The following is an 11,669-nucleotide window of genomic DNA, read 5'->3' as shown; positions in this document are numbered from 1 at the left end:
CCCGGGAGGGAGGGGGCCGCCGTCGCGTCGTGGTGCGGTCAGCGGGCGCGGGTGGTGCGGTCGACCAGGTCGATCGCGGTGCACAGGCCCAGCGCCATGGCGCGGCCGCTGGTGGAGCCGGTGGCCAGCAGGCCCTCGATGGCCGGGCCGAGCGGGCGCTCGCCGACCAGGCCCTGCAGCACCGCGGCGTACTCGCCGCTGACCCGGCCGGCCGCGGCGTGCCGCAGCAGCGCCCGGGACAGCTCGGTGGTGCGGCCGGCGGCCAGCGAGTAGACGCCGGCGGCGAAGCGCTCGGCGGCCGGGTGCCGCAGCAGCACCAGGCCGGCCATCGTGCCGGCCATGACGTCGTCGCCGGCCGGGGTGAGGCCCGGGCCCAGGCCGATCAGCCGGGCGGCGGTGCGCAGCGCGGCGTCGAGGTCGGCCCGGCGCACCGCGCCCCGCAGCGCGGCCAGCGGGCCGCCGGGGCCGGCGGGCAGGCCGGGCAGCGTGAACGCGCTGTGCGGGACGCCCTCGCCGTAGAGGGTGGTGCGCAGCTGGCGCACGCCCTCGGGCAGCAGCGCCGGGCGCGGGCTGGGCAGCCGCGGCCGCGGGTCCCACCAGGCGGCGGCGCGCACGACCAGGTCGCCGACGACGATCCGGCCACCGCCGACCTCGGCGGGCGCACCGCTGGGCAGCGCGACGAGGGGGCGGCCGTTGCTGGGCCGGAAGAGGACGCAGCCGAGGGGCAGCCGGGCGGCGTCGCTGGTGAGCACCCCGACGACGTCGGTGCCGCGCTCGGTGGGCACCTGGAGGTACACCGCGGCGGGCATGCTCATGAGCACCCGGGCCGGGCGGACGGGCCCGCGGAGCAGGTCGGCCACGCCGGTGCTGGCCGAGGCCGGGACGGCCGAGGCGGCACGTGCCGGCGACGCGGTCCGCAGCGTCTCCTGCGCCGACGAGCGGGGCAGGGGGATCGTCGGGACGCCGGCACGGGCGGCGCGCCCCGGTGCGGTCGGAGAACCGGTGGTCGAGTGGTCGATGGTGCGCATCTGTGCAGCCCTTCCCCGTCGGACAGCGGGAGCGACCCTCCGCTCGACTCCCGCCCTTCGGACCGGCCGCCGGAGGGTGAGACGCACCACCTCAGGGGAACGCCTACCATCCAGCGGACGGGCCGACTGACTCGAAGCTATGCGGCGCGTCGCACGTCCTCTTATGGCGAATGTGGCCAAGAATGGGGGTGCCCGTCCAGGCACACCTGCCAGTTTTCGGCAACTCGAGACGGACGACGGGTGAGGAGGAGGGCGAGTCGTGACCCACAGTGAGATGCCGATGACCTCGGCGATGTACCCGACTGCGCCGCTGCAGCTGCCGCACGGATGGCAGCACCCCGCCCCCTCCCGCGCCCTGCCGCCCCGTGACGAGCGCGCCGGGTGGCGCGACCGCGTCGGCCTGCGCCTGGACGAGGCGCTGCGGCTGCCGCGCCTGGTGGGCGCCGAGGTGGTCGCCGGCCGCGCCGGGACCGGCCGCGTCGTCCGGCACATGGTCGTCGACGACCCGGCGGCCCCGCTGGCCGCCGCCGGCCCCGACGTCCTCGTCGTCCTCGGCGCCCGGTTGCCCCCGGCCGACGCCGCCGCCGGCCGGGCCCTGGTGGACCGCCTGCTGCAGGTCGGCGCCGCCGCGCTGGCCTTCCGCCGCACCGAGGGGCCGCCCCCGGTGCCGGCCGAGGTGCTCGCCGAGGCCGAGCGGCACGGGTTCCCCGTGGTGGCCCTGCCCGCCACCGTCCGCATGGACGAGGCGGTCTCCGAGGTGCTCGGCGCGGTCGTGCGCCGGCAGGGCGAGGCGCTGGCCGTCTCCGCCCGCATGCACGACCAGTTCATCGACGTCGCCCTGAGCGGCGGCGGCCTGGCCGAGGTCACCGAGCAGCTGGCCACCTACCTCGAGGGCGCCGCCGTCCTCGGGCTCGGCCCGGACCGGGAGATCGTCACCAGCGCCGGCCCGCCCGCCGACGTCGCCGAGATCAGCGACTGGCTGTGGCTGCTCGACGCCGAGGCCGAGGACGAGCTGGCCATGATGGCGCCGGCCCACCGGCTGTCCGGGGTGCGCGCCGACCAGACCGTCGTCACGCCCGCCGACGTCCTCGCCGACGCCGACCTGTCCCCGGCCGACGGCATCCTGCTCGTCCCCGGCCACCACGAGCTGCCCGGCGGGGTGGGGGAGTACGCGGTCGCGCCGATCATGGCCGGCGACCAGCGCCACGGCTGGCTGGTCGCCGTGCACCGCCGCGGCCAGATGGTGGTCGGCGCCGGCGGTGTGCTGGAGCGGGCCGCCGTCGTGTCGGCGCTGTCGGTGATCCGCCAGCAGGCGGTGCACTCGGTGGAGCTGCGCTTCCAGGGCGACCTGGTCCGCCGGCTGGTCGGCGGCTCGCTGCGGCACACCGAGCGGGCGCTGGCGCAGACCCGCTCCTTCGGCTGGCGGCTCGACGGCCCCGTCGTCGTCCTGGTCACCGCCACCGAGACCGCCGCCGACCCGGCGGCCGACCCCACCCGCGCCCTCGACGTCCTCGACCGGCTGGCCGACGGCTGGCGGGCGGCGCTGGAGACGGAGGTCAGCGGCGCCGCCGTCGCGGGGCTGTCCACCGAGATCGTCACCGTGCTGCCGCTGGACGGCCGGACGCCGGAGGAGATCACCTCACTGGTGACCGCGGTGACCTCCCGGGTCAACGCGCGGGTGCGCCGGGTGGGCCGGGTGCTCGGCACCGGCATCGGCCGGCCCGCCGGGTCGATCTCGGCGCTGGGCGAGGCGCACCAGCAGGCGCAGCGGGCCCTCGGCGTCGGGCAGGAGATCCACGGGACGGCCGCGGTCACCCACTTCGACCAGCTCGGGGTGTTCCGGCTGCTGTCGCTCATCCCGGACAGCACGGAGCTGCGCTCCTACGTCGACGAGGTGCTCGGCTCGCTGGCCGACGCCGCCGACCCGGACTCGGCCGACCTGCGCGAGACGCTGCGGGTGCTGCTGGAGACCAACCTCAACGTCGCGGAGTCCGCCCGCCGGCTGCACTTCCACTACAACACGATGCGCTACCGGATCGGCAAGCTCGAGCGGCTGCTCGGGCCCTTCACCACCGATCCCACGCTGCGGCTGAACCTGCTCCTGGCGCTGCACGCCGCCCGCATGCGCGGGCTGGACCAGCCGCACCGCCCGCCGGTCGACTCGGGGCTGCTGCCCCCCGACGACGGCTACGACGCGCTGATCTGAGGGCGGGTCAGCTCCAGGCTGGCCTCCCACAGCTCGCGGGCGCGGCCGGGGTCGTGGCTGTCCGGCGACGACGGCGCCTCGACGCCGCGCTCGAGGTAGCGCCCGCTGGTGCCGGCCGGGCCGGTGACCGCGGCGGCGAGCCGGGCGGCCGCCTCGTCGACGCCGGAGGCGAACGGCAGCCGGGCGAGCAGGGGCGCGAGCCCGGTGTAGAGCGCGCGGGCCGGGGCGGGGTAGCGGTGGTGCAGTCCGGTGCCCGGCACCAGGCCGGGGTCGTACACCACGACGTCGAGCTCCGGGTGCCGGCGGGCGAGCTCGGCGCCGAAGAGGACGTTCGCCAGCTTGGACGTCGCGTAGGCGCGCTGCCCGGACTCCCGCCGCGGGCGGGCCAGCGTGCGCGGGTCGGTCCAGCGCGGCGCCGGGAACGGCCCGGACTTCCGCCAGGTGCCCCAGTGGGTGCCGCTGCTGACCACGACCACCCGCGCCCCCGGCGCCAGGTGCGGCAGGAGTGCGACGGTGAGCGCGAAGTGCGCGAGGTGGTTGACCGCGAAGGTCAGCTCGTGGCCGTCGGCGCTGGCCCGGTCGGCGACCGGCACCTGGACGCCGGCGTTCAGCACCAGCGCGTCCAGCGGCTCCCCGGCGGCGACCCGGGCCGCGGCCGCCCGGACGGCGGCGAGGGAGGCCAGGTCCAGGTCGACCACCTCGGCGGGCGGTCCCAGCTCGGCGGCCACCGCGGCACCCCGGGCGGCGTCGCGGGCGCCGAGCAGCAGGCGCCACTCCCCGGTGGCGGCGAGGTGGCCGGCGGCGGCCCGCCCGATCCCCGACGTCGCGCCGGTGACCAGGGCCGTGCGGATGTCGCTCATCGCGTCTCCTCTCGCGGGACGACGTCCCGATGTGAGACTCTGTGTCAGGACGGGACTGCGTGTCAACAGGGGGTGACGGTGACCGGGACGGCCGCGGAGCGACGGCGCCGGCGGCTGCGCGCCGAGGTGACCCGCCGCGCGGTCGCGCTGTTCGCCGAGCGGGGCTACGCCGCGACGAGCACCGAGCAGGTGGCGGCGGCGGCCGACGTCTCGCGCAGCACGCTGTTCCGGCTGTTCGCCGACAAGGACGACCTGCTCTTCGGCCTCGAGGACGACCTGCTCGCCGCCGCCGCGGCGGCGGTGGCCGAGGCCCCGCCGGAGCTGTCCCCGTGGGCGGCGCTGCGCTCGGCCGCCGTCGCGATCGCCGGGCAGGTCGCGCCGCTGCGGGACCTGCTGCTCGCCCGCGAGCAGGTGGTGGCCGGCGTGCCGGCGCTGCGGTCCCGGGCGGCGGCGAAGCTGCGCCGCTGGGAGGCGGCCCTCGCCGAGGGGCTCACCGCCCGCGGCGTCCCGGCGGGGGAGGCGCTGCTGCTGGCCAAGCTCGTCGTCGCCTGCTTCGAGGTCGCCCAGGACGACTGGCTGGCCGGCGAGGGCGGGGACCTGCCGGAGCTGGTGACGGCGGCCCTCGACCGGTTGCCGGGCCTGCTGGGCGCCTGACGCGCGCGGGACGCCCGCCGCGGGGGACGATCGGGGCGTGACCGCACCGGTGGACGAGCTGGTCGCCCGCATGCAGGACCTGCTCGACGCCCTCGTCGCCGCCCGCGACCCGGCCCGCCACTTCCTCGGCACCTACCTGCGCACCACCGAGGCGGTGAACGCGGCGATCGACGCCGGCCGGTTCGAGGACCCGGACTGGGTGACCGACTGGGACGTCGACTTCGCCGGGCTCTACCTCGACGCCCTCGAGGCGCACCGCCGCGACCCGGCCGCGCCGCCGGCGCCGTGGCGGGCCGCGTTCGGCACCGACCCGGCCGCCCGGCCGGAGGCGCACGTGCTGCTCGGCATGAACGCGCACATCAACTTCGACCTGCCGCAGTCGCTGGTGCGGGTCATCGGCCCGGCCGACTCCGCCGACCCGCCGCTGCTGGACTCCCGCCGCCGCGACCACGAGCGCATCGACGAGGTGCTGGCCGGCCGGGTGGCCGCCGAGGACCTCGCCCTGCAGGCCGCGGGCAGCCGCCGCACGCCGGTCGACCGGGTCCTGGGCGGGCTGAACCGGACCGCGGCCCGGGTGCTGCTGCGCGAGTCGCGGCGCCGGGTGTGGGGCAACACGACCCTCCTGCACCGGGCGCGCCTGCAGGGGCCCGAGGCGCTGGCCCGCCGGGTGGCCCAGCTCGAGGCCGCGGCCGCCGCGCGGGTGGCCGACCTGCAGCGCGGCGGGCCGGTGCTGCTGCGGCTGGCCGTGCGCGGCTTCGGCGTCGTCCTGCCGGAGGACTGAGCCGCCCGCGCTGCCGGATCCCGCGGGCGGGCGCAGGCTGGCCGGGGTGCCGCACCGGGCGGCCCGGGAGGAGGACCGCATGACCGACGCCGGCCGACCACTGTCCGGGAGGGTCGCCCTGGTCACCGGGGCGTCGTCGGGGATCGGGGAGGCGACCGCGGTCGCGCTCGCGGAGGCCGGCGCCGCCGTGGCGGTCGGCGCCCGCCGCGCCGACCGGCTCGACGCCCTCGCACGGAAGCTGCGCGACGACGGCGCCCGCGCGCTGACCCTCGACCTGGACGTCACCGACGAGGCGTCCTGCCGGGCCGCCGTCGCCCGGACGCGGGAGGAGCTCGGCGGGCTCGACGTCCTGGTCAACAACGCCGGCGTGATGCTGCTCGGCACGATCGTCGGCGCCGACGTCGAGGACTGGCGGCGGATGCTGTCGACCAACGTGCTCGGCCTGATGTACATGACGCACGCCGCGATCGACGGCATGGTCGAGCAGGGCTCCGGCGACGTCGTGAACGTCTCCAGCGTCGCCGGGCGCACCGCGCGCAAGGGCGCCGGCGTCTACAACGCCAGCAAGTGGGCGGTGAACGCCTTCAGCGAGTCGCTGCGCCAGGAGGTGACCACCCGGGGCGTGCGGATCTCGCTGGTCGAGCCGGGCGCGGTGGCCACCGAGCTCACCGACCACATCACCCAGCCCGACGCGAAGGCCGCCTCGCAGCGGATGTACACCGAGATGACGCCGTTGCAGGCGGAGGACGTCGCGAAGGCGATCCTCTACGTGGTCAGCCAGCCGCCGCACGTGGCGGTCAACGAGGTGCTGGTCCGCCCCACCGCCCAGGAGCGCTGAGGTACGGGAGGCCCTCCGCGCGTCCCGGGCGCCAGGGCGTGCGGAGGGCCTCCCGTGCCCGCCCTAGTCGGAGAAGACCTCGATCGAGGCGCCCATCTCGATCAGGCGCTCGTAGAGGTGCTCGTAGCCGCGGGCGATGATGTCGACGTTGCGCAGCACCGACGTGCCGCGCGCGGCCAGCATCGCCAGCAGGATGCAGACCGCGGGCCGCAGCGCCGGCGGGCAGACCACCTCGGCGCTGCGCCAGCGGGTCGGGCCGGTGACGAGCACCCGGTGCGGGTCCATGAGCCGGACGTCGGCGCCCAGGCGGGTCAGGTCCGACAGGTGGATCGCGCGGTTGTCGTAGACCCAGTCGTGGATGAGCGTCGAGCCGGTGGCCGAGGCGGCGATGACCGCGAAGAAGGGCAGGTTGTCGATGTTCAGCCCCGGGAACGGCATCGGGTGGATCTTGTCGATCGGGGCGTTGAGCTGCGACGGACGGATGGTGACGTCGGCCAGGCGGGTGTGGCCGTTGTCGGCCAGGTACTCCGGGGAGAGCTCGTACTGGAGCCCCATCTCGGCCAGCACCGCCAGCTCGATCTCGAGGAACTCGATGGGCGCGCGGCGGACCGTCAGCTCGGACCCGGTGACGATGCCCGCGGTCAGCAGGCTCATCGCCTCGACCGGGTCCTCGCTGATCGTGTAGTCGACGTCGGCGTCGAGCACCGCCCGGCCGGTCACGGTGAGCGTCGTCGTCCCGAGGCCCTCGACGTCGACGCCGAGCAGCTGCAGGTACAGGCACAGGTCCTGGACCATGTAGTTCGAGCTGGCGTTGCGGATGACCGTGGTGCCCTCGGTGCGGGCGGCGGCCAGCAGCGCGTTCTCGGTCACGGTGTCGCCGCGCTCGGTCAGCACGATGGTGCGCCGCCCGGTGACCTGCGGGTCGACGGTGGCGTGGTACTCGCCGGCGTGCGCCTCGACCTCCAGGCCGAACGGGCGCAGCGCGATCATGTGCGGCTCGACGGTGCGGGTGCCGAGGTCGCAGCCGCCGGCGTAGGGCAGCCGGAACGTGCGGGCCCGGTGCAGCAGCGGGCCGAGGAACATGATGATGCTGCGGGTCCGGCGGGCGGCGTCGGCGTCGATGCCGGCCAGGTCGAGCTCGTCGGGGGCCTGCAGGGTGAGGTCGCGGCCGGTCCCGTCCCAGGTGGCGACGACGCCGATCGAGCGCAGCACGTCGAGGATCCGGTCCACCTCGACGATCCGGGCGACGTTGCGCAGCGTCGTCCGGCCGCGGTTGAGCAGCGCGGCGCACAGCAGCGCGACGGCGGCGTTCTTCGACGACTTGACCGTCACGCTGCCGCGCAGCGGCGTGCCGCCGGTGACCCGCAGGTGGGTGGGGCCGGCCGGGCCGACGCTGATCAGCTCGCTCTCCAGCGCCTCGGACAGCCGGCCGAGCAGGTCGAGGGTGAGGTTCTGCCCGCCCTGCTCGATCCGGGCGATCGCGCTCTGGCTGGTGCCCAGGCGCTCGGCCAGCTGCTGCTGGGTCAGCCCGCGGTGCCGCCGCGCGTCGCGGACCAGCAGGCCGATGCGCTGCGTGGCGCTCACCGCTGGCGCGGGAGCGAGGGAGGAGGTGGTCGTGGTCTCGGCCGGGAGCTCGGTCGCCGTCACGGTCGAGAACGGTATCTCGCACGTGAGATACGACTGCTGCGGCACGCCGGTGGAACGGGAAGGACCGGTCCGGCCAGACTGCACCCATGGACGTCGTGGTCACCGGAGGTACGGGGAGACTGGGCCGGGTCCTGGTCCCGTCGCTGCAGGCGGCGGGGCACCAGGTGCGGCAGGTGTCGAGGCGGGGGACCGGCCCGGGAGGGGTGCGAGCGGACCTGGCCACCGGCCGGGACCTCCCGGCGGCGGTGCGCGGCGCCGAGGTGGTCGTGCACGCCGCCACCGACCCGCGGGGCAACCCGTGGCAGGTCGACGTCGCCGGCACCCGGCGGCTGGTGCAGGCGCTGGACCGCGACCGGCTGCAGCACCTGGTGTACGTCTCGATCGTCGGCGTGGACCGGGTGCCGTGGAGCTTCTACCGGGCCAAGTTCGCGGCCGAGCAGGTGGTGCTGGCCTCGGGGCTGCCGGTGACCATCGTGCGGATCACCCAGTGGCACGACTTCGTCGACGAGATGCTCGGCACCGCCCGCCGCGGGCCGGTGCTGATCGTGCCGATGGGCTGGAGCGCCGCGCCGGTCGACGTCGGCGAGGCGGCCGGGTTCCTCACCGAGGTCGTCGCCGGGCCGCCGTCCGGTGGGGAGGTCGTCGAGTTCGGCGGGCCCGAGGACCTCTCGGCGGCCGACCTCGCCCGCGCCTGGGTCGCCGCCCGAGAGCCCTCGGTGCGGGTGGTGTCCACCCCGCTGCCGGGCCGGCTGTCGGCCGCGTTCCGCGAGGGCGGCGTGCTGCCGGGCCCGCAGGCGGCGCGCGGGCGGGTCACCTACGCCGAGCACCTCCGCGGCTGAGCGCGCCGTCCCTGCCGATCTCCGCAAGCCGAGCGCCAGGTCCGGAAACCGCCGGTGCCCGGTCGTCGGCCACCCCTACGGTCGGCTGGTGCCCGCCCGCCCGGTGTCCCTGCCCGTCCTCGCCGCCGTCGTCGTGACCGTCCTCGCCTGGGCCTCGGCCTTCATCGGCATCCGCGCCGTCGGCGCCGACCTCTCGCCGGGCGCGCTGGCGCTGGGGCGGCTCCTGGTCGGGACGGCGGTGCTCGCGCTGCTGTCGCTCGGCCGCGGCTGGGTCGCCCCCACCCGCCGGGAGTGGGGGCTGCTGGCGGTCTGCGGGGTCGGCTGGTTCGCCGTCTACAACGTCGCCCTCAACGCCGCCGAGCGGCACCTGGACGCCGGGACGACGGCGATGCTGGTCAACATCGGGCCGATCCTGATCGCGGTGCTCGCCGGGGTGTGGCTGCACGAGGGCTTCCCGCGCTGGCTGGTCGCCGGGCTCGCCGTCGCCTTCGCCGGGGTGCTGCTCATCGGGGTGGCCGGCCGGGGGAGCGGCGGTGACCTGCTCGGGGTGCTGCTGTGCCTGGTCGCGGCGGTGACCTACGCCGTCGGCGTGGTGGCGCAGAAGCCGGTGCTGCGCCGGCTGCCGCCGCTGCAGGTGACCGCGACCGCGTGCGCGATCGGAGCGGTGTGCTGCCTGCCGTGGGCCGGCGCGCTGGTGTCCGACCTGGCCGCCGCGCCCGTGTCGTCGGTGCTGGGGATGGTCTACCTCGGCGTGGTCCCGACGGCGCTGGCGTTCAGCACCTGGGCCTACGCGCTGGCCCGCACGGAGGCCGGCCGGCTCGGCGTCACCACGTACCTGGTGCCGCCGCTGGTCGTCGTCCTCGGGTGGGCGCTGCTGGACGAGGTGCCGCCGGCGCTCGCCGTCGCCGGGGGCGCGGTGTGCCTGGCCGGGGTGGCGCTGTCCCGCCGCCGCGGCCGGGTGCGGCAGCCGGAGCCGGTGCTGAAGGCGGCCGCTCAGAGGTAGGCGCGGGGGTCCACCGCGGGCGGCAGCTCGCCGGGCACGATCCGCCGGCCGGTGACCGCCGTGGGGATCAGCCGCACCCAGTGCCCGTGCTCCCCGGGCGCCCACGGCTCGAGGCCCGTGGCCCGCGTGCGGGCGACCAGGTCGGCGCGGTGCTCGGGGCCCACCACCTCGGCGACCCCGCGCACCAGCACGCTCCAGCCGCTGCGGGTGCGCCGGTCGATCTCGTCGACCTCGAAGCTCACGTTGGCGTGCTCCGCGGCGGCCAGCTTCGTGCCGGGGGCGGTGCGGATGACGATCGTGGTGCCGTCCATCGCGTAGTTGACCGGAAAGATCAGCGGGTGGTGCTCGGCGTTCACCCCGAGCCGGCCGATCTCCTGCGTGGCCAGCAGCCGGTGGCACTCCTCGACGGGGATCTCCTGGAGGGTGGGTGCGGTCTCCTCGGCGGTCATGGCCCCATCGTGGCCGCGGCCGGGCACGCCCGCGAGCGGGTCAGCCCTCCCGGCGCCGGCGCGGGCCGGCCCACGGGTCGTCGGGGTCCAGGTCGTCGTCGGCGTCGTGGTCGTCGGTGTCGTGGCCGTCGATGTCGTGGCCGGCGGCGTCGTGGCCGGCGGGGCCCGCCGTCGTCGCCCCGGTGGCGTCGGCGCGGCGGGCGGCGGCCTCGAGCGCGTCGTCCCGCTCGGCGGCGCGCCGGGCCCGCTCCAGCCGCTCCCGCTCGCGCTCCTGGGCGCGCAGCTGCCGCCGGGTCGGGCGGCCGGTGTCGGGCTCCGCGCGGATCCGGCTGAGCCACCACAGCCCCGGCCCGGCCAGCGCCAGCCCGATCGGCAGCACGTACGCCGCGGCGCGCTCGGTGCCGCCCTCGCCGAGCAGCTCGACCACCCCGGCGCCGTAGAAGACCGTCATCGCGGTGGCGAACAGGCCGAGCAGCACGACGGTGGTCCCCAGCGCCTCCGACCACGGCCGCACGGCGTAGGCCAGCGCGATGAGCCCGAGGCCGCCGCCGACCAGGTAGAGCACCGTGCCGGCGGTGTGCAGGGCCGGCGAGGTCAGCCGCGGGAAGACGCCGACCAGCAGCACCCCGAGCGCGGCCACGCCGAGCAGCCCCACCGCGGGGCGCGCCGCCCGCCCGCGCAGCACCGGCAGCAGCGCCACCGCCCCGGCGCCGATCAGCCCGGCCTGCACCACGAACGAGGCGTTCATCAGCGCGTGCGCCGGCTGGGTGGCGTCGCCGAGGGCGCTGATGGTGTCGGCCGAGCGCGAGTACGGCAGCACCGACCGCGACTGGACGACCGTCTCGACGACGAAGAACTGGAGGGTCAGCAGCCAGGCGACCGCGCCCCAGGTGATCCGCTTGCCGGGCATGCGACCCATGGTCCCAGCCGCGGCCGTGGGATCAGCCCAGGTGCGCGAGGACGGCGGCGTGCTGCGCGGGCGTCAGGTAGGAGGGGTTGCTGCCGGCCGGCATGCGCAGCACCTCGGCGTCGCGGGCGACCGGGTCGGCCAGCAGGTCGCCGCGCGGCACCGGGGCCGCGAGCAGGGTGAGCCGGACGACGACGACCGGACCGTCCGCGCCCTCGCCGACCTGCCCGGCGAGCTCCCCGGTCGCGTGCACGCCCGGGCGGTCGGGGCCGCTCAGCCAGAGCAGGCACGGGTCGCCGGGGCGCATGAGCCCCAGCCGGTAGGAGCGGCGCAGGCAGCGGGAGACCGTCGCGGGCTCCCCGGGGCGCCAGCCGGGGACGACGGCCTCGGGCGGCCGGGCCGTCTTGACCACCCAGCAGGCGACGTCGGCGGACCGGAGGCGGGGCACGGGACCATC

The 11,669-nt window shown here is 76.9% G+C and carries 12 protein-coding genes; 6 read left to right on the top strand and 6 right to left on the bottom strand.

Translation table 11 applies throughout. From position 1 onward, the window contains the following. Nucleotides 1-38: 38 nt before the first annotated feature. A complete protein-coding gene (locus ACI79L_RS22805) occupies nucleotides 39-1,028 on the bottom strand; it encodes a DUF2877 domain-containing protein (RefSeq protein WP_387986923.1) in 990 nt (329 codons plus the stop codon). Between the two features lie 259 nt (nucleotides 1,029-1,287). Here ACI79L_RS22805 and ACI79L_RS22800 point away from each other — a divergent pair, with 259 nt between their 5' ends. Then, nucleotides 1,288-3,234, top strand: a complete 1,947-nt coding sequence (locus tag ACI79L_RS22800; protein ID WP_456938987.1) for a PucR family transcriptional regulator — start codon at nucleotides 1,288-1,290, stop codon at nucleotides 3,232-3,234. Here ACI79L_RS22800 and ACI79L_RS22795 read toward each other — a convergent pair. Further along, nucleotides 3,216-4,094 carry an SDR family NAD(P)-dependent oxidoreductase gene (locus ACI79L_RS22795; RefSeq protein ID WP_456938986.1) on the bottom strand — a complete coding sequence of 293 codons (879 nt, stop codon included), beginning with the start codon at nucleotides 4,092-4,094 and terminating at the stop codon, nucleotides 3,216-3,218. The genes ACI79L_RS22800 and ACI79L_RS22795 overlap by 19 nt on opposite strands. Before the next feature lie 78 nt (nucleotides 4,095-4,172). Here ACI79L_RS22795 and ACI79L_RS22790 point away from each other — a divergent pair, with 78 nt between their 5' ends. The 3 genes from ACI79L_RS22790 (at nucleotide 4,173) to ACI79L_RS22780 (ending at nucleotide 6,367) form a co-directional block, all read left to right on the top strand. Beyond that, nucleotides 4,173-4,748, top strand: a complete 576-nt coding sequence (locus tag ACI79L_RS22790) for a TetR/AcrR family transcriptional regulator (protein WP_456938985.1) — start codon at nucleotides 4,173-4,175, stop codon at nucleotides 4,746-4,748. 37 nt (nucleotides 4,749-4,785) lie between these two features. Next, entirely contained in the window at nucleotides 4,786-5,529 is a 744-nt protein-coding gene (locus tag ACI79L_RS22785; protein WP_456938984.1) for a DUF5995 family protein, read from the top strand. A gap of 79 nt (nucleotides 5,530-5,608) precedes the next feature. Beyond that, nucleotides 5,609-6,367, top strand: a complete 759-nt coding sequence (locus tag ACI79L_RS22780) for an SDR family NAD(P)-dependent oxidoreductase (RefSeq protein ID WP_456938983.1) — start codon at nucleotides 5,609-5,611, stop codon at nucleotides 6,365-6,367. 63 nt (nucleotides 6,368-6,430) lie between these two features. Here ACI79L_RS22780 and ACI79L_RS22775 read toward each other — a convergent pair whose 3' ends face one another. After that, nucleotides 6,431-8,014 carry a helix-turn-helix domain-containing protein gene (locus ACI79L_RS22775; protein ID WP_456938982.1) on the bottom strand — a complete coding sequence of 528 codons (1,584 nt, stop codon included), beginning with the start codon at nucleotides 8,012-8,014 and terminating at the stop codon, nucleotides 6,431-6,433. 86 nt (nucleotides 8,015-8,100) lie between these two features. On the opposite strand from ACI79L_RS22775, the gene ACI79L_RS22770 reads away from it, so the two are divergent. Both ACI79L_RS22770 and ACI79L_RS22765 read left to right on the top strand, forming a co-directional pair. After that, complete coding sequence (locus ACI79L_RS22770; RefSeq protein WP_456938981.1) at nucleotides 8,101-8,853, top strand: SDR family oxidoreductase; 753 nt, start codon at nucleotides 8,101-8,103, stop codon at nucleotides 8,851-8,853. Between the two features lie 88 nt (nucleotides 8,854-8,941). Beyond that, on the top strand, nucleotides 8,942-9,856 hold the full coding sequence (locus ACI79L_RS22765; RefSeq protein ID WP_456938980.1) for a DMT family transporter: 915 nt from the start codon (nucleotides 8,942-8,944) through the stop codon (nucleotides 9,854-9,856). Here ACI79L_RS22765 and ACI79L_RS22760 read toward each other — a convergent pair. The 3 genes from ACI79L_RS22760 to ACI79L_RS22750 are packed head-to-tail and all read right to left on the bottom strand — an operon-like array spanning nucleotide 9,847 to nucleotide 11,660. Further along, nucleotides 9,847-10,305, bottom strand: a complete 459-nt coding sequence (locus ACI79L_RS22760) for a pyridoxamine 5'-phosphate oxidase family protein (RefSeq protein ID WP_456938979.1) — start codon at nucleotides 10,303-10,305, stop codon at nucleotides 9,847-9,849. The genes ACI79L_RS22765 and ACI79L_RS22760 overlap by 10 nt on opposite strands. 40 nt (nucleotides 10,306-10,345) lie before the next feature. After that, entirely contained in the window at nucleotides 10,346-11,215 is an 870-nt protein-coding gene (locus ACI79L_RS22755) for a DUF998 domain-containing protein (protein ID WP_456938978.1), read from the bottom strand. A 31-nt stretch (nucleotides 11,216-11,246) separates the two neighbouring features. Next, nucleotides 11,247-11,660, bottom strand: coding sequence for a hypothetical protein (locus ACI79L_RS22750; protein ID WP_456938977.1), 414 nt, complete (start codon nucleotides 11,658-11,660; stop codon nucleotides 11,247-11,249). Nucleotides 11,661-11,669: the final 9 nt, after the last annotated feature.

The organism is Geodermatophilus sp. SYSU D00684, from assembly GCF_054050455.1.
Note: the sequence above shows the minus strand (reverse complement) of the source record. Positions and strands in the feature narration are given on the sequence as shown.